Below are 17745 nucleotides of genomic sequence, written 5' to 3' on the forward strand. Positions count from 1 at the left end.
ATTTCTCCGATCTCCACGCCGACAGGGGCTGTTCAACAGTTGCTTGGTTTAGGCATGCTTCGTAGAAGAAGGCGGTCCACAGTGTTGGCCTGAGCGTGGAGGAGGTGCCATGAGTACGGCGTACCGCTGCACCACATGCGGACGGACCGTGCCGGCGGCGGCGACCTGTTCCCGCTGCGGTGCCGCGCAACCCCAGTTCGCTGACGACCTGGCGCGCATCGAGCGGTCCATCGCCGATATGAAGGCACGCGAGGTCGCGCTGGCCAAGCAGCAGAAACAGATGGCCAGTGACCTACAGGCGGCCATCTTCCAGCGGGACATCCTGGCCACCGGCGGTGCCGCCGGTCGGCGCGGTCCGGCACCCCGGATCTCGGTCCGCCGACGCGCCGGGAGCCGACCGCCCACTGCCGACCGCACCACCGCGCCACCCCGGTTCCCCCGGCAGACTCCCCACCGGTCCGACGACGACCGTCCACCGGACGCCCGGGCGGCCGGATACGACGAGCCCGGCTACCCGTCCGCGTCCGCCGACGACGATCCAACCAGGGTGTCGTCGGGCGAGGGCTCCCGGCCGGAGGCCTCCCCGCAGTCGATCCAGAACGTGCTGCTCGGCCTCGGCGCGCTGATGGCCGTGGTCGTTTTCGCCGCCGTCGCCAACAGCACCCTGCCGACCGCCACCCGGCTGTTGATCCTGTTCAGCGGCACGTTGCTGCTGCTCGCGACGCCGCCGACGGTCGCCTCCCGAGGTCTGCGGTCCACTGCCGAGACGATCGCCGGCGTCGCGCTGATCCTCATCCCGATCGACGGCTACGCCTTGTGGGCCACCGCCGCGGTCCAGGCGGGCCCGGTCAGCGCTGCGGTGTTCGCCGGTCTCACCTTCACCCTCACGGCGGTGGTAGCCGGCGGGTACGCCGCCACCACCGGGCTCAATCTTCCCCGGTACGCGATGGTGCTCGCCATCCAGCCGATCGTGCCGCTGCTCGGCTACGACCTCATCCGAGGCCCGGTTGGCTGGGCGCTGGCGCTCGCCGCGGTCGCGGTGATCGACCTGGCGCTGGCCCGGCTACTCACCGGCACCGGCCGCGGCACCGGTGGCGGCTGGCTGGTCGGCCGGGCCGGACAGCACCCCGCCGGTCCGGCCGGCGCACCCGGCCGCCCATCCGACGGCCCCGCCGGTGCCCCCGGCCGTACGGGAGAGCTGGCCGGCGACGAATCCGCCCGGCCGGAAAGTGCTCCGGAGGAGGCCGACGCCGTTGTCGGCGGTCAACCAGCAGACGGTCCGCCGCGCCGACCGGGCGCAGGCACCGGCCCACGGACCGACCACCCGCAGCGGGGCTGGCTGCCACCGGCCCCCAGCGCAGTGACCCTCTGGCTGCGCGACCTGATCTGGACCCTGCACGGCCTCGCGGTCTGCGTCGGGCTCGCCTACGCGATCGCGGCGGTGCTGCGCGCCGACACGGTCGGGTCGGCCGCGCTGGCCGGCGCGGTACTGCTGATCACCGCCGGAGTGGGACTGGCAGGCGCCTTCACGCTGCGCCACCGTCCACTACCGGACCTGGCCGCCGCAGTGTTCACACTGGCCGTGATCGGTGCCGCCAGCCGGATCGTGGCGGTCGGCCTGCCCGGGCGGGCGCTGCTGTTGATCGCCGCCGTGGTCGCGGTCACCGGCGTCGGCGTACGGATGCTTCCGGAACGGCTGCGACGCGGCCCGCAACTCGCCTCCGCCCTGGCCCTGACCGTTCTCGGCGTCCTCGTCGCCGGCGGGGCGCTACGCGCGGCGCTCGCGCCGATCCGCGCCGCACTGCCCGGCTGGCGGGCGGACCTGGACATCTACCAGAGCCAACTGGACGCGTACGCCGGACCGGCGAACTGGCAACTCGCCTTGGCCGCGCTGCTGGTCACCGTCGCGGCCGCGATCGCCATTCCGGTCGAATGGCGCCGGGAGGCGACCGTCGTCGGAGCAGCCCTGACCGCCCTGGCGGTGCCGGCGTCGTTCGGTCTGCCCTGGTACGCGGCCCCCTGGCTGCCGGTGCTCACCGCGATCGCAGTGGCCGCTGGCGGATTCACCGCCGACACCGAACGGGCCGTCCGGGTCCACGTGGGCTGCGCGGCGGTACTCGGCGCGGCCGGTGCCGGGGCGGCGCTGGCCCGCCCCGGTTCGACCGCGGCGGTCCTGCTGGTACTGGCCGCCGCTGGTGTGCTGATCGCCATGGCCGGCAGCCTGCCGGAGATCAGTCGCCGACCGGCCGGCGACTCAATCGCCGGCTGGGCCGGCGGCGGTGCGGCGCTTGCCCTGCCCGGCGGGGTCGCCGCGTTCGTCGCCACGTTGGTCCCGCCGCCCGGACCGACCGCGCTGGCTGTGCAGCAGACGACCGCGCCGATCCTGGCGGCCGGGTTCCTGGCGGTCTGCGCGACGCTCAGCTACTCGGCGTTGACGCAGGTGGCGCAGCGACAGATCCCCCGGCCGCTGACGGTCGGCACCGGTCTGGGCGCGGCGGCGGTCACCGCCGCCACGTTCGGCTCGCCGGGTGCCACTGTCGCCGACACCTGGGTCGCCGTCGGGCTCCTGCTCGGTGCCGGATTGCTCTTCATGACCCCGTACATCGACGCAGGCCGCCGGGCGGACCGGCTGCTCGACGGCCCGGACGTCGCCGCCGCCGCGGCCATGGCGGCACTGGTCGGCACCCTGGCCAGGATCAGCGCAATCGTGGTGCCGGGAATCGAGCTGGTGGCCAGCGCGGCGCTGGCCCTGCTGGTGGCCGTCGGGGTGCGGGCCATGCCGCAGGACTGGCGCCGTGGGCCGGTGCTCGGGGTGGCGGCCAGCGGCGGGGTCATCGCCGTACTCGCCGGTTACACCGCCGTCGCTGGCGGGATTCAGGCCCTGGCCACTCCGGGGCAGCTGTGGCAGGCCGATCTGAACGCCTGGTCGACCGAGGTCACCGCGAACGCCTGGCAGGTGCCGTTGGCCCTGGTGCTGCTGGCGATGGCGGCCGCTGTGGCACTCCCCCGGCCGTGGTCGTTCCATGGTGCCGGGGTGCTGGTGGCGCTCGCCACCGTCGGCACCCCGGCGGCGCTCGGTCTGCCGTGGTGGTCACCGATCATGGTCGGCTGCCTGGTCGCGATCGGGTACGGCATCGCCTCGGTCGCCGCCGACGACCCACACGCGGCCACCGCCCGGGCCTGGGTCGCCGCCGCGGTCGCGCTCTACGCGGTCGGAGCCAGTCTCGTCCGGCCGTGGACCACCGCCGCCGCGCTCGGCGTCATCGTGCTGACCTGCGTCGTGGTCGCCGTACTCGGCCGGGTGATCGCGACGATGACGCTTGCCGACCGGGTGGCGCGGGGCGACGACCCGACCACGGCCGAGGACGGCTACAGCGACGACGGGCTCGACGGGGACGACCTCGGCGACCCGGTCGCCGCCGGCCGCCCGGTCACCGCGGATCCGGAATCGATGCCGGCCCACCTGGCCAGGATCGGTGGCAGTGCCGCCGGTGCCGCGCTACTCGCGCTGCCCGGTGCGGTCGCCGCGCTGGCCGCCACCCTCGGCTCGACCACGGAAGTCGTGCTGACCAGCGCGTTGGCCGCGTCGGCGCTGGGCGTCGCGGTGCTTGCGGTGGTCCGCCGTCAGGTGCCGCACTATCTGCCGTACGCGACGGTCGGCGTAGCCGCCGGTGCCACGGTGACCGCCCTGGCCTCGCTGCCGACCGACCTGCCGACCGGTATGTACGCCGCAGGTGCCGCTCTGCTCGGGGTGCTGGCCGAGTTGCTCCGGGCGGCCACTCGACCGCCGATCGACCTGTCCCGGCCGAGCCGGCGATGGGTGGGGCTCGGCGGGCAGTGGAGCCGACCCGGTCCGTTGGAGATCGGCCAGGAGTGGGCGATCAGCCCGGTCAAGGGCGCGTTGACCGCCGCCGCGCTGCCGACAGCGCTGGCTGTCGCGGCGGTGGCGCCGACGTTGACCGCCGCGCTGATCGAGCCGTACCAGACGCTGACCGCCATCTGGCAGGGTCCACCGCCCGGGCTGTTGGATCCGCCGGCCGCCGCGGTGGGCCCGACCAACGTCCTCGCGGCGCTGCTGCTCACCCTCGCCGCCGCGCTCGCCGCGACCGGTTTCAACACCGGACAGCCGAGTCAGATCGTCCCGGTGGTGCTGCCCGGAGTGGCGGTCACCCTGCTGATCACGCCGCTGTCGTTCGGCGTCGGCTGGCCGGCGAGCACCATGGCGGCGTTGCTGGTCTTCGCGGTCGCGATGGTAGGGCTCGCCCTGGCCGCACCGCCACCGGACACCGAGCGGCACCGGCCGCTGCGGATCGCCCGCCGGACGCTGTTCTTCATCGGGCTGGCGGCCGGCGGTGCCGGCCTGGCCGGTGCCCTCGCCGACGACCAGCTGACCGTGTTCACCCTGGGCAGCGCCGTCGCGGTCGGCGCGGTCGCCGCGTACGGCGGCCGTAGCCAGCCGGCCCGGATCCTGGGTTGGCTGTTCGCCTCGGTGATGGCGCAGATGTTCGTACTGACTCTCGGCCTGGTCGCCGGCCTGCCGCTGGCGTGGTCGGCGTTCGGGGTGCTCGCGGTCGGTGCGGCGCTGCTGCTGTCCGCCACCCGGCTGCCTCGGCTCGACCATCCGGAGGCGATCCGCGAGCGGAACGTCCTCGAGTGGAGCAGCTACGCCGCCGCGTTGCTCGCGCTTGCTCTGGCCTACAGCTCCACCCCCCATCTGGCAGGTCTGCTGGCCGCCTGGGGTGCCGTTCTCGGGGTGACCGCCACCCGACCCGGACGCCGCGTCCTGGAGCGTCGGATCCTGTTCTGGTTGGCCGTGGGCTGCGAGATCGCCGCCTGGTGGATGCTGATGCGGATCGCCGACGTGGCGCTGATCGAGGCGTACACCCTGCCGTTCGCCGCGCTGGCCCTGCTCGTCGGGGTGCTGGAGTTGCGGCATCGACCGGATCTGAGCAGCTGGACCGCGTACGGCCCGGCGTTGGTGGCGGCGTTCCTGCCGACCCTGGTGATCGTGATCAGCGACGGGGACAACAGTTTCCGGCATGTGCTGCTGCTACTCGGCGCGGTCGGCACTCTGCTGCTCGGGGCGATGAGTCAGCAGCGGGCGCCGGTGGTGGTCGGTACGGTGGTCAGTGCGGTCACCGCGCTGCACGCGTTGACCTTCTTCGGGCCGTGGTTGGTGCTGATTCCGGTCGGCCTGGTGCTGCTGGCGCTCGGGGCGAGCAGCGAGTGGCGCCGGCAGACCCAGGAGCGGGTCCGGGGTGCCCTGCGCGGCATGCGCTGACGTCCCTCCGCCGCCAAGATCCCGACGATCTTGCACTTATCGACGGACAAATCCGACAAAAGCTCTCGATAACTGCAAGATCGGCGCGGTCAGGTGGGCGCGGTCAGGTGGGGGTAGGGGTACGGGAGGCGTGCAACGCGGCATCCTTGGCGGCGACCAGTTCGACCAGCTCCTGCTGGTAGGCGACCATCCTGGCGCGCAGCACCGGGTCCGTCGCCGCGAGGATGCGTACCGCCAGCAGCCCGGCGTTACGGGCACCACCGATCGACACGGTGGCCACCGGCACGCCGGCTGGCATCTGCACGATCGACAGCAGCGAATCCATCCCGTCCAGGTACTTCAACGGCACCGGCACACCGATCACCGGCAGCGGCGTCGCCGAGGCGACCATGCCGGGCAGGTGCGCCGCGCCACCCGCACCGGCGATGATCACCTGCAGACCGCGGTCGGCCGCGCCGGCGGCGTAGTCGAGCATGGCCTGCGGCGTACGGTGCGCCGAGATCACCCGCACCTCGTGCGCGGCGTCGAACTCGTCGAGGGCGTCGGCCGCGGCACGCATGGTCGGCCAGTCGGAGTCACTGCCCATGATGACGCCGATCATCGTCCCTCCCGCAGCCACTGGGCGGCGCGGGCGGCCCGGGCACGCACCTCGGGCAGGTCCTCGCCGAGCACCGTCACATGGCCGATCTTACGGCCCGGCCGGGTCTGCTTGCCGTACAGGTGGACCTTGGCCCCGGGGTCGGCGGCGAACAGATGATGCAGCCGCTCGTCGATACCCATCCCACCATCGGGTCCACCCAGCACGTTCGCCATCACCACGGCCGGGGCGGTCAGCGCGGTGTCCCCCATCGGATAGTCCAGTACGGCCCGCAGATGCTGCTCGAACTGCGAGGTCCTGGCCCCCTCGATCGTCCAGTGCCCGGAGTTGTGCGGCCGCATCGCCAGCTCGTTGACCACCAGCGTGCCGGCCACCTCGAACAGCTCGACCGCGAGCAGCCCGACCACGCCCAGCTCGGTGGCCAGGTCGATGGCCAACTGCTGAGCCGCGACCGCGAGCGGCTCCGGCAGGTGCGGCGCGGGTGCCAGCACCTCGACGCAGACGCCGTCGCGCTGCACGGTCTCCACCACGGGATAGACGGCGAGCTGACCGAACGGCGAACGGGCGACCTGCACCGCCAACTCCCGGGTGAGCGCCACCCGTTCCTCGGCGATCAACTCGAGGCCCGAGCCAGCCGCCAACTCCGCACCTGACGCCGGGTCCAGGCCGGCGGCGGCCAGCCCGTCCGGCCCGTCGAGCACCCACACGCCCCGGCCGTCGTAGCCGCCACGCGCGGTCTTGACCACCACCGGCCAACCGACTTCGGCGCCGAACGCGGCCAGGTCGTCGACGGATCCGACCCGCCGCCAGCGGGGTACCGGCGCACCCAGCTCGGTCAACCGCTGCCGCATCACCGCCTTGTCCTGGGCGTGGCGCAGCGCGTCCGCCCCCGGGTGAAGTCGTACCCCCTCGGCGGCCAGCGCCCGGATGTGCTCGCCGGGCACCTGCTCGTGGTCGAACGTGACGACGTCGCAGCCCTTGGCGAAGGTACGCAGCGCGGCGAGATCGGTGTGCTCGCCGTACTGGACGCCGGCGGCGACCAGGGCGGCGCCGTCCTCCGGCGTGCGGGCCAGCACACGCAGCGACTGACCGAGAGCGATCGCGGCCTGATGGGTCATCCGGGCAAGTTGCCCACCACCCACCATGCCGACAACAGGCAGACCGGTACGGGTATCCATGGCGGCGACAGCCTAACTCAGCTGTGCGACCAGGTCCGCGACGGAGGTGACCGGCCGGTCGCAGACGAAGCCCCGGCAGACGTACGCGGTTGACGCCCCGCCGCTGGCCGGCCGGCCGGCGAGCAGTGGTACGCCGGGCTGGTCGGTGAAGCCGGCGACCACCACCGCACCCGGTGGGGCGTGCCGGTGGGCGGCCCACAGCAGCGGGTCACCGGTCGGGTCGGCGGTGACCACGGCGATCTCGTACGGCCCGGACAGCAGTGCCTCGCCCACGGCGGCGGCGTACCCGGTGAACCGGGCGTGCCGGGCGACCACCGGCGCGACGGTGGCCAACGCCGCGTCGGCGGCGGTCCGGTACCGGGTCGCTCCCCGCAGGGCGGCGTACGCGGTGAGCGCCGCGGCGGTCGCCGAAAGCCCGGACGGGGTGGCGTTGTCGGTCGGGTCCGCCGGCCGGGCGACGAGGCGCTCCGCGTCGTCGGCGGTGTCGTAGAAACCGCCGGTGTCGGTGCCGAACCGGGCCAGGGCGACGTCGAGCAGTTCACCGGCCAGGTCGAGCCACCGGGCCTCGCCGCGCAACTGGTGCAGGGCGCAGAACGCCTCGGCGACGCAGCCGTAGTCCTCGAGAACCCCGGCCGGGGCACCGACGAGACCGTCCCGGGAGACGCGGCGCAGCCGCCCCTCGACCAGGTGGGTACGGGCCAGATACGCCCCTGCGGCGGTGGCCAGCTCGACGGCCAGCTCCACGTCCGGATCGGTGCCGGCCGCCGCCGGCTCCGGGGCCAGGGCGACGGCGGTGGTCGCGAACTCGACCAGGGCGGTGATCGCCAGGCCGTTCCAGGCGGCCACCACCTTGTCGTCGCGGGTCGGCTGTGGGCGGGCCGTGCGGGCGCGACGCAGCGCCGCGCGTACCCGGTCGAGCTGCTCCGGCGGTGTGTCGTCGATGTCGCGGGCGAGCCGCAGCACGCTCGTCCCGTGTTCGAAGGTGCCGGCATCGGTGACGTCGTACAGGTCGGCGGCCCACCGTCCGTCGGCGTCGCCGAGCACCTCGATCAGCTGCGACGGGGTCCACACGTAGGTGGCGCCTTCGACGCCGTCGGTGTCGGCGTCCAGCGCCGAGGCGAACCCGCCGCCGGACACGGCGAGTCCGTCGGCCAGGAAGCGGACCGTCTCCCGGGCGATCCGGCCGGCCAGCCGGTCACCGGTCAGTCGCCACAACTGGGTGTAGGCCCGCAGCAGCAAGGCGTTGTCGTAGAGCATCTTCTCGAAGTGCGGCACGGTCCAGGTGCCGTCCACGGCGTACCGGGCGAAGCCGCCGGCGAGCTGGTCGTAGATGCCTCCCCGGGCCATCGCCTCGCAGGTGTGCTGGACGATCTCCAGGCTGTCGGCATCGCCGGTGCGCTGGTGGTGGCGTAGCAGGAAGAGCAGGTCGAGGTGGGGCGGGAACTTCGGCGCACCGCCGAATCCGCCGTGCGTCGTGTCGTACTCCTTGTGCAGGGTCCGCGCGGCGGCGTCGAGCAGGTCGGCGGTGAGCGGGGTGGTCGGACCACCCACCGCCTGCGCGCCGCCGATGGTCTCGACCACGGCGGCCCCTTGGCGCAGCACCGCGTCCCGCTGGTCGCGCCAGGCGGTGTCGACCGATTGCAGCAGCCGGACGAAGTTGGCGCGCGGGAAGTAGGTGCCGCAGAAGAACGGGGTGCCCTCGGGGGTGGCGAAGACGGTCATCGGCCAGCCGCCCTGGCCGGCCATCGCCTGGGTGGCGGTCATGTAGACCGCGTCCACGTCGGGGCGTTCCTCGCGGTCCACCTTGATCGCCACGAACCTGTCGTTGATCAGCTGACCCACGGTGTCGTTCTCGAACGATTCGTGGGCCATCACGTGGCACCAGTGGCAGGCGGCGTAGCCGACCGAGATCAGCACCGGCACGTCGCGGCGACGGGCCTCGTCGAACGCCTCCGGACACCACGGCCACCAGTCGACCGGGTTGTCGGCATGCTGCTGCAGGTACGGGCTGGTCGCCTCGCCAAGCCGGTTCACGCTGGCCACTCCTCAGGTCGTCGCACGACTCACGACGATAGTCAGTCCGCGACCCGGTCACCGCCGGGACGGCGTGGGTACCTGCGGGTAGAGCAGCGCGGTGAGCCCGGCGTCGGCCGCTGCCTGGCAGTTCTCCGGGCGGTCGTCGACGAAGGTCACCTCGGTGGCGGGCACCCCCAGCCGGCGTAGCAGCTCCGCGTAGATCGCCGGATCAGGCTTGGTCAGGCCCAGCCGGCAGCTGAACAGGCGGTGGTGCAACACCGCCGCCCAGTCCGCCACGTCGATCGTGGCGGCCAGCGACGCGGGTGCGTTGGACAACAGCGCCAGGCCGTGTCCGTCGTGGGCGAGGTCGTCGATCAAGGCGACGGTACGCGGATTGAGGTGCGACCAGCTGGCGATGTCGACCAGGTCGAGCTCGGCCACGAGTGGATCGGCGGCGCTCAGCGGTCGGCCGACGACCTGACTCCAGTACTGCTCGGCCGGGCAGCCGGCGTCGTAGGAGAGCCGGTGCCGCCAGTACCCCTCGGTGAAGGTGGTCGGCGGCACTCCGGCGAGGGCCGCCATCGCGGCCATGGTGTCCGGCGGCTGCGGCAGGGAGATCACCTGGCCGTAGTCGAAGACCAGCCAACTGGTGAGGCCACCGCTCGGCCCGCCGGTCACGAGACGCCGTCCGCGCGTAGCGGATAGACCTGTGCCTGGGCGGAGTCCAGCAGCGACCGGAGCACGGCGACGATCTTGTCGGCCGGCATCGGTTTGAAGAAGTGGTAGCCCTGCGCGGCGGCGCACCCCAGCGCCGCGAGGGTGGCCCGTTGGTCGGCGGTCTCGACGCCCTCGGCCACCACCCGTAGTCCCATCTCGCGGCCGAGGTGGACGGTGTGCCGGACGATCGCGGCGGCCCGGGGGGAGTCCGCCATCCGTACCACGAAGGACCGGTCGACCTTCAACTCGTCGACGGTCACCCGGGTGAGGAAGGCAAGCGAGGAGAACCCGGTGCCGAAGTCGTCGACCGCCAACTGAACACCCATCTCCCGCAGGCTGGCCAGCACCTCGTCGATGATTTCCAGTTCGCTCATCACCACGGTCTCGGTGATTTCCAACACCAGGCGTCGGGCCGGCACCTGATGCCGGCGCAGCAGCTCGCCGATCTCGGCCGGCAGCTGCGGATCGAGCAGGCTGCGGGCCGAGATGTTGACCGAGATCGGCACGTCGATGTCGTGCGCCGCCCATTCGGCGGCGACCGACAGTGCACGGTCGACGACGTAGCGGGTGAACGGGGCGAGCAGTTCGCTGCCTTCGACCGCCCGGACGAAGTCGACCGGGGTGAGCCGGCCGCGCCGGGGGTGCCGCCAGCGGATCAACGCCTCGACTCCGGTGGGCGCCCCGGTGGCCAGATCGACGGCCGGTTGCAGCGCGAGCTCCAGCTGGTCGTCGGTGTCGAGGGCCGCACGCAACTCGGCGAGCAGCGCCAACTGGTCGGTACTCGCGGCGTCCTTGGCGCTGTCGTAGCCGGCCACGCTGCCGCCGATCTCCTTGGCCTGACTCATCGCGATGTTCGCCCGGCGCAGTAGTTCGTTCATGTCCGCGGTGCCCGCCCCGGCGACGACCACACCGAGGGCGCCTTCGACGGACATCCGCACCCCGGCGACCTCGATCGGCTCGGCGAGTGCGGCGGTGATCTCCCTGGCCCGGCGCATCGCAGCCGCGGTCGGGGAACTCCACTCGGCGCTCGCCGTCGGTGACGGGTCGAGCGTCTCCCGGACGGCGGCGGTCGGCTGGCCCGGTGCCGGCACGGCCAGCGCGGTGAGCAGCAGAGCGAACTCGTCGTTGCCGAGCCGGCCGAGCAGTTCACCGGGACGAATGCGCTCGCGCAACTGGCGGGCGGCGCATTGGAGCAGTTCGTCACCGGCGGCGTTGCCGAGCGTGTCGTTGACCTCCTTGAACCCCTTGATGTCGAGCATCAGCAGGGCGACCGGATAGTCGTGGTCCAACTGGTGCAGCGCCGCGTCGCCGCCGGCCAGTAGCGCCGAGCGGTTGAGTAGCTCGGTAACCGGATCGTGCATCGAATCGTGGGCCGCACGCGCGGTGAGATGTTGCAGCTCACGATGGGTGGCCGCGTCGTGCAGGGCGGCGGCGAGCGCGTCGCCGAAGGCGGAGAGCGCGTTGCGGTCCCGGGGCCCAGGAAGGCTGCTGGCGGTCAGGTGGATACGCAGCGCGCCGACGGTGGTCGACCCGATCGCGAGCCGGTGCATCAGGATCTGGTCCGACGCGTCGTCGTCGGCCCGTTCGGGTCCGCTGACGGTGGTGGTGACCGGCAGCTCCGTCCGGTGCAGCGTGCCGCTGGCGTCGGCGGCGTAGCGCCAGAGCCGGCCGTCGGTGCGTTGGATGTCCACCTCGACCCGATCGGCGCCGAACAGCGCCAGACCGCCGACGACCCCGGCGCCGGCGACGCCCGCCTCGTCCAACTGGTTCAGCGCGCGGGTCGCCTGCGCGAACTCCTGCCAGGCCCGACGTTCGTCCTCGACCCGCAGCCAGTGCCCGTAGGTCTGCTGGAGCAGCCACAACACCGGGGGCAGCAGCAACAGCCAGCGCGGGTCGTGCCCCAGCATGGTGACCGTCGCCAGGCCGACCAGTACATTTCCGACGAACATCAGGATCTTGTGCCGTAGGGCGTGCAGCAGGGTGCCCCCGAACGGCCGGCCGTGGCGCAGCGTGAGGGTGACGGTGGCCAGAGCGGCGGTCGCGAGCAGATAGGTCAGCCCGCCGAGGATCAGCGCGACGGCCAACGCCGGGGTGAGCGGCTGGGCGTACGGGTCGGACACGGTGCTGGTGACCACCGCGGCGACCGCGACCGCGATGGTCAGCGACGCGGTGACTCGGGCGATCTCCGGCGCGGTACGCGGATCCGAGAAGATCGACAGCAGTGTCCAGGCAAGGCCGACGCCGATCGCGGCGGCGGCGGGCAGCCAACCGGGCGGAACGAGGTAGAAACCGACGATGAGGGCGGCCTCGCCCCAGGTGAAGCTGACGGTGCCGGTGCCGATGCGGAACCGCAACCGGGCAAGCTGGGCCACGCCGAGCAACAGGGCGACGATCGCGAACCGGGCTGGGGCGGGCACCTCCACCCCGCCGGGGTCGGTTTCGATGGACAGGCCGATCGCCACGGTCGACAGGGCGGCCAGCAGGACCGCCACGGTGAAGACCGATAGCCGCCAAAGGCCGCCGGACGGGGATGGGGTGAGGTCGCCGGCGCCCGCGGTCGGCGTCGGCTGCTGCGGCGTCACGGGTCACTTCCGGTGCGGCTGGCCATCATGAGCCATGCTCGCGTCCGGGTCGCGCGGCAGCGGCGACGGCTACGTGATCCATGGTCGCCCCTTTCCGCGCGCGGTCGGAGGAACTTAAGGTCCCCGGCGGAAGGCTAAGCCAAAGCGGATTGCGGCAACAGGGGCCACAGGGCCGGTTTAGGAACGGAGGTCCACCCAGTGGGAGGAAAGCCCCTGATGGAACGGCCTGCAAGCGCCTACAGAGGGGATCCGGGGCGCACGTCGAGTTCTGTCGGATCAAGGACATTACGTTCGGTCGACGGCGCGTCCTCGGCCTGCCCGTGCTCGAAGCGGCTCGGCAGCCGACGCAGCCGGACGTTCATGTTCCGGATCAGCAGCACCGTCGCGGCAGCCAGCAGCAGGATCAGGAACAGACCCATCGGGCCGGCAAGCCCACCGGTCCGGGTGTCGCCGAAGTTGTTCGCGGCGAGGTCCTGACTCGCCGCGAGGACGTGGACAGCGTCGAGCATGATCGGACTCCTCGGAAACGCGAACGACAGCTACACGCTACGCCGGGCGGCTCAGGACCGATCGAGCCACTCCCGTACTCCGGCGAAAAGGTCCGATTCCGGCATCGGGCTGTCCGTCACCGAACGAACCAGTTCGTAGTCCTCGGTCGGCCAGGCCTGCCGCTGCACCTCCATCGGCACCTGGAACCAGAAGCCGTCCGGGTCGACCTGGGTCGCGTGCGCCCGCAGCGCGTCGTCGCGCACCGGGAAGTAGTCGGCGCACTCGACCCGGGTCGTGATCCGGTCCCCCTTGTCCGGGCGGTCCTCCCAACGGTCTATCCACTCCTGGTACGGCGACTCCAGGTTGGCCGCGAGCATCCCCTCGTGCAGCGCCAGGATCCGGGCCTTGGTGAAACCCATGCAGTAGTACAGCTTCAACGGCTGCCACGGCTGCCCCAGCCCGGGGTAGCGCTGCGCGTCCCCGGCGGCGTCGAACGCGGCCAGGCTGACCCGGTTGCACATGATGTGGTCCGGGTGCGGGTAACCACCCTCCTCGTCGTAGGTGGTCACCACGTGCGGCCGGAACTCGCGCATCAGCCGGACCAGCGGGCCGGCGGCCTGCTCCACCGGTTCCAGCGCGAAACAGCCCGCCGGCAACGGCGGCAGGGGGTCACCCTCCGGCAGCCCCGAGTCGACGAAGCCCAGCCATGCCTGTTCGACCCCCAGGATCGCCCGCGCGGCGTCCATCTCGGCGCGCCGGATCTCAGCGATGTTCTCCCAGACGTCCGGGCGGTCCAGCTTCGGGTTCAGCACGCTGCCCCGCTCACCGCCGGTACAGGTCACCACGAGCACCTGGGCGCCATCGGCGACATACCGGGCCATCGTCGCCGCACCCTTGCTGGACTCGTCGTCGGGATGTGCGTGCACTGCCATCAGACGCAGTTGCTCAGCCACCGAAAAGCTCCTCATCCACCCGGCCGGCATCCCCTGCCGGCCCCGTCCCGGTCCCGGCTTGCGACAATAGGACCCTGCCGAACATTCTCGCCGACCGCACCGACACGTCCCGCCGAGGAGATACGTCCCGGGTGACCGACACGTCCGCCACAACCGCACCGACCGCCGCGATGTTCCCACCCGGGCGGTACGGACGGCGCCGCGCGCCCCGGACTCGCCGACCATGGCTGGTGGCGCTGCTGGCCACGGTGGCCGTGCTGGTGGGGATGCTGGTCACCGTCCGGCTCTACACGCTCTACGGCGACCCGACGTACGACCCGAAGGTGATCACATACACCGAGGCGACCACGGACGGGATCCTGATCGACTTTACGGTCACCGTACCGCCTGGTGGTTCGGCCAACTGCCTGGTGCGGGCCCGCTCCCACGACGGCGTGGAGGTCGGCCGCGACCAGGTGACCGTGCGGGCCGAACCGGGCGAACGGCAGATCCGCACCACGTACCGGCTGGCCACCGAGCGGCAGGCGTTCCTCGGCGAAGTGATCCGCTGCCAACCTGTCGGATAGCGCCGCCGACGAACGTCGGCGCGGCGCGGTAGCTGCCGCACGGCACACGGGCGCGCCGGCAACCCCGGCACGATGGTGCGGATCGCTGGTACGTTGGTAGTTCGACCTCGTCCGCCCGCAAGCACACAAGGAGATCGTCTGTGTCCACGACCGACCGCGAGGCGCCCGCCACCTGGCTGTCCCAGGACGCTTACGACCGGCTACAGGCCGAGCTCGATGAGCTGATCGCCGGACGTACGGCGATCGCCGCCGAGATCAACGCCCGCCGCGAGGAAGGCGACCTGCGGGAGAACGGCGGCTACCACGCCGCCCGGGAGGAGCAGGGCAAGCAGGAGGCCCGCATCCGCTACCTGCAGGAGCTGCTGCGCACCGCCAAGGTCGGCGAGGCACCCAACAAGGACACCGTGGCGCCCGGGACGGTCGTCTCGATCCACTTTGACGACGACCCCGCCGACACCGAGACCTTCCTGCTCGGATCCCGGGAGATCTCGTCGACCACCGAGTTGACCGTCTACAGCCCGGAGTCCGCCCTCGGCCAGGCCATCCTCGGTGCCCGACCGGGTCAGACCGTGACGTACACCGCGCCGAGCGGGGCCGACATCAAGGTCACTGTCGACAAGTTCGAGCCCTTCGCCGGCTGAGCAGGACACAGACCCGCCGTCGGCGTCAGGCTCCCCAGGGCGTCAGGCTCGGTCGGGCGTCAGGCTCCGTCGGCGGCGAACATCACCTGGTAGCCGTGACCGCGCAGCATCTCGACCAGTCCGGCCGAGTGCTCCGGCCCGCGGGTCTCCACGGACAGGGCGAGCTCCACCTCGCCGAGTCGTAGCTGTGGATCGCGGCGGTGATGCTCGACGTCGACCACGTTCGCCCGCTGCTGCGCGATCAGCGACAACACGCTGGCGAGTTCGCCGGGGCGGTCCCCGCAACGGACCCTGAAACGCAGATAGCGCCCGGCAGCCGCCAGCCCGTACTCGATCACCCGCAGCAGCAGCAACGGGTCGATGTTGCCGCCGGTCAGGACCGCCACGGTCGGTGTGCCCGGACGTACCGCGCCGGACAGCAACGCCGCCACGGCGGCCGATCCGGCCGGTTCGACGACCTGCTTGCCCCGCTCCAGCAACATCAGCAACGCGCGGGAGATCTCCTCCTCGGAGACCGTCACGATCTCATCGACCAGCTCGCTGACATGGGCGAAGGTGAGATCCCCGGGGCGCCCGATGGCGATGCCGTCGGCGACCGTACGCATCGTGCCCAGCCGGGTCGGCTCGCCGGCGGCCAACGAGGGCGGGAACGCGGCGGCACCGGCCGCCTGCACACCGACGACCCGCACCTGCGGCCGCAGTGCTTTGACCGCCACCGCGATCCCGGAGACCAGTCCACCGCCACCGACCGCCGTGACGATCGTGGTGACGTCCGGGCACTGTTCCAGGATCTCCAACGCGACGGTGCCCTGACCGGCGATGACGTCGCGATGATCGAACGGATGAATCAACACCGCACCGGTACGGTCGGCGAACTCGTGGGCGGCGTCCAACGCCTCGTCCACAGTGGCACCGGCGAACTCGACCTGCGCGCCGTACCGCTTGGTCGCGGCGACCTTGGGCAGCGGCGCGCCTTCGGGCATGAAGACCGTCGAGGCGATGTCGAGCAGCCCGGCGGCGAGCGCGACGCCCTGCGCGTGGTTGCCGGCGCTGGCCGCGACCACGCCGCCGCGGCGCTGCTGCGCGGTCAGCCGGGAGATCCGCAGATACGCCCCACGGACCTTGTACGAGCCGGCCCGCTGCAGGTTCTCGCACTTGAGCCACACCGGACCGTCGAGCAGTTCACTCAACGGCCGAGACGGCTCCAGCGGAGTGACCCGCACCACACCGCGCAGCACTTCCCGGGCGGCGAGCACATCCGACAGTTGGACCAGTTCTGTCATGTCGATGATCGTCGCATCAGCCGAACGGCGACCGCGCTCAGGGCTCAGGAGACCGCGCTGGCCACCCTCGGCCAGGACGGGGCGTGCCGCTGCCAGGGGGCCACCATCTCCAACTGGCCGGCGACGGCGAGCAGCAGCAGTTCCGACCCGGGCGGTCCGACCAGCTGCACACCGACCGGCAGCCCGTCCGGGCGCAACCCGGCCGGCACCACCAGAGCAGGCAGCCCGGCCATGTTCCATGGCGCCGCGTACGGGGCGTACCGGATGTTGCTCCACATGTTCGCCGACCAGGAGCGCCGTGCCCAGCCGGTCGCAACCGGCGGCACGCTCGCCAACGCCGGCGTCAGCAGCACGTCCGTACCGCGATCGGCGAAGAATCCGATCATCCGCTCCCGCCAGCCGGCCCGGTCGGCCGCCCGCACGTACCCCCGCCGTTGCACCCAACGACCCAATGCGACGTGCCGACGGGTACGCGACTGCAGGTCGCGACCACCGGCCCGACCGGCTGCGGAGTCCTCGGCCGCGGCCGCGAACCAGGTCGCCAGGCCCTGCAGGCCCAGCGCGGTCGGATAGTTCAACGCGGTGCCCACCACGTCGTGGCCGGCCTCGGCGAGCCGGCGCGACGTCGAGGCCACCGCGTCCCGGTTGGCCGCGTCGGCCCGGACCCCGACCACCGGCGAGGTGAGCGAGACCGCGACCCGCAACCGGCCCGGCTGCACGAGCTTCTCCACCCGGCGACCGGCGAGCACCGCGAAGCCGATGGCCGCGTCCACCACACAGCTGGCCAGGATGCCGTTCTCGGTCATCCCGAACCAGTCCTCGGTGCCGAGTTGACGCGGCACCACGTCGGTGCCGGGCTTGAGCCCGAGCAGCCCGCAGCAGGCGGCTGGAATTCGGATCGAGCCGAATCCGTCGTTGCCGTGCGCGATCGGGACCATCCCGCTGGCCACTGCGGCGGCCGCGCCACCCGACGACCCGCCAGGCGTGCGCGAGGGCTGCCACGGGTTACGGCTCACCCCGGTCGCGTCGTCGGTGCTCGCCCACAGACCCAGCTCCGGCATCCGGGTCACGCCGACGACCACCGCACCGGCGCCGCGCAATCGGCGGACGATCTCGTGGTCGTCCTCGGCGACCGGGGTACGCGCGGCGGCCGACCCGTGCCAGGTCGCCAACCCGGCCACCGGAGTGTTCTCCTTGACCGCGACCGGCACGCCGGCCAACGACAGATTCGCCAGATCCTCCTGCTCGTCGACCTTCTCGGCCTCGACGATCGCTTCACCGCCGCGCACCGCACGGAACGCCGACAGCTCGCCGTCGGCCCGCGCGATGTGATCGAGATGGTCGGCGACGACCTGGGTGGCCGAGGTGTCACCCCGCCGTACGGCTCGGGCGATCTGCCGAGCGGTGGTTCCGACCCAGGTCGGGACGATGTCGTGCACGG

Annotated in this window: 11 protein-coding genes and 2 pseudogenes; 3 read left to right on the forward strand and 10 right to left on the reverse strand. The window is 72.2% G+C overall.

What is annotated here, in order from left to right; genetic code table 11:
• The first annotated feature begins 109 nt into the window (after positions 1 to 109).
• Positions 110 to 5281, forward strand: coding sequence for an SCO7613 C-terminal domain-containing membrane protein (locus ACFHVL_RS15030; protein ID WP_416628449.1), 5172 nt, complete (start codon positions 110 to 112; stop codon positions 5279 to 5281).
• Between the two features lie 103 nt (positions 5282 to 5384).
• Here the strand turns inward: ACFHVL_RS15030 and purE are convergent, their stop codons facing one another.
• The 8 genes and pseudogenes from purE to mca form a co-directional block, all read right to left on the reverse strand.
• Complete coding sequence (purE, locus tag ACFHVL_RS15035) at positions 5385 to 5882, reverse strand: 5-(carboxyamino)imidazole ribonucleotide mutase (RefSeq protein ID WP_416628450.1); 498 nt, start codon at positions 5880 to 5882, stop codon at positions 5385 to 5387.
• Positions 5879 to 7057 carry a 5-(carboxyamino)imidazole ribonucleotide synthase gene (locus ACFHVL_RS15040; RefSeq protein WP_416628451.1) on the reverse strand — a complete coding sequence of 393 codons (1179 nt, stop codon included), beginning with the start codon at positions 7055 to 7057 and terminating at the stop codon, positions 5879 to 5881. Before ACFHVL_RS15040 ends, purE begins: the two co-directional genes overlap by 4 nt.
• Before the next feature lie 12 nt (positions 7058 to 7069).
• Positions 7070 to 7759 (reverse strand): annotated as a pseudogene (locus tag ACFHVL_RS15045) (hypothetical protein); the annotation flags it as partial.
• A 98-nt stretch (positions 7760 to 7857) separates the two neighbouring features.
• A pseudogene (locus tag ACFHVL_RS15050) lies at positions 7858 to 9091 on the reverse strand (thioredoxin domain-containing protein); the annotation flags it as partial.
• A gap of 57 nt (positions 9092 to 9148) precedes the next feature.
• Positions 9149 to 9751, reverse strand: a complete 603-nt coding sequence (locus ACFHVL_RS15055) for an HAD family hydrolase (RefSeq protein WP_416628452.1) — start codon at positions 9749 to 9751, stop codon at positions 9149 to 9151.
• Positions 9748 to 12273 (reverse strand): putative bifunctional diguanylate cyclase/phosphodiesterase, encoded by a 2526-nt coding sequence (locus ACFHVL_RS15060; protein ID WP_416628503.1) that lies wholly within the window; start codon positions 12271 to 12273, stop codon positions 9748 to 9750. The genes ACFHVL_RS15055 and ACFHVL_RS15060 overlap by 4 nt, the downstream gene beginning before the upstream one ends.
• A 335-nt stretch (positions 12274 to 12608) precedes the next feature.
• Entirely contained in the window at positions 12609 to 12881 is a 273-nt protein-coding gene (locus tag ACFHVL_RS15065) for a hypothetical protein (protein ID WP_416628454.1), read from the reverse strand.
• A gap of 51 nt (positions 12882 to 12932) precedes the next feature.
• Positions 12933 to 13814 (reverse strand): mycothiol conjugate amidase Mca, encoded by an 882-nt coding sequence (mca, locus tag ACFHVL_RS15070; RefSeq protein WP_416628455.1) that lies wholly within the window; start codon positions 13812 to 13814, stop codon positions 12933 to 12935.
• A gap of 131 nt (positions 13815 to 13945) precedes the next feature.
• On the opposite strand from mca, the gene ACFHVL_RS15075 reads away from it, so the two are divergent.
• Together ACFHVL_RS15075 and greA are read left to right on the forward strand one after the other, a co-directional pair.
• Positions 13946 to 14380, forward strand: coding sequence for a DUF4307 domain-containing protein (locus ACFHVL_RS15075; protein WP_416628456.1), 435 nt, complete (start codon positions 13946 to 13948; stop codon positions 14378 to 14380).
• 140 nt (positions 14381 to 14520) lie between these two features.
• Positions 14521 to 15021 (forward strand): transcription elongation factor GreA, encoded by a 501-nt coding sequence (gene greA / locus ACFHVL_RS15080; protein WP_326551501.1) that lies wholly within the window; start codon positions 14521 to 14523, stop codon positions 15019 to 15021.
• 59 nt (positions 15022 to 15080) lie between these two features.
• On the opposite strand, the gene ilvA is transcribed toward greA, so the two are convergent.
• Both ilvA and ACFHVL_RS15090 read right to left on the reverse strand, forming a co-directional pair.
• Complete coding sequence (gene ilvA, locus ACFHVL_RS15085; RefSeq protein ID WP_416628458.1) at positions 15081 to 16304, reverse strand: threonine ammonia-lyase; 1224 nt, start codon at positions 16302 to 16304, stop codon at positions 15081 to 15083.
• Positions 16305 to 16348: 44 nt separating this feature from the next.
• A complete protein-coding gene (locus ACFHVL_RS15090; protein ID WP_416628459.1) occupies positions 16349 to 17743 on the reverse strand; it encodes an amidase in 1395 nt (464 codons plus the stop codon).
• Positions 17744 to 17745: the final 2 nt, after the last annotated feature.

The sequence above is a fragment of the Micromonospora sp. LOL_023 genome (assembly GCF_048060115.1).
Classification (GTDB): domain Bacteria; phylum Actinomycetota; class Actinomycetes; order Mycobacteriales; family Micromonosporaceae; genus Micromonospora_E.

Excerpts from the sequence above, each read along its gene's own strand:
- ilvA (WP_416628458.1), bottom strand. The coding sequence starts at position 16,304 with ATGACAGAACTGGTCCAACTGTCGGATGTGCTCGCCGCCCGGGAAGTG.
- ACFHVL_RS15040 (WP_416628451.1), bottom strand. The coding sequence starts at position 7,057 with ATGGATACCCGTACCGGTCTGCCTGTTGTCGGCATGGTGGGTGGTGGG.
- ACFHVL_RS15030 (WP_416628449.1), top strand. The coding sequence starts at position 110 with ATGAGTACGGCGTACCGCTGCACCACATGCGGACGGACCGTGCCGGCG.
- ACFHVL_RS15065 (WP_416628454.1), bottom strand. The coding sequence starts at position 12,881 with ATGCTCGACGCTGTCCACGTCCTCGCGGCGAGTCAGGACCTCGCCGCG.
- purE (WP_416628450.1), bottom strand. The coding sequence starts at position 5,882 with ATGATCGGCGTCATCATGGGCAGTGACTCCGACTGGCCGACCATGCGT.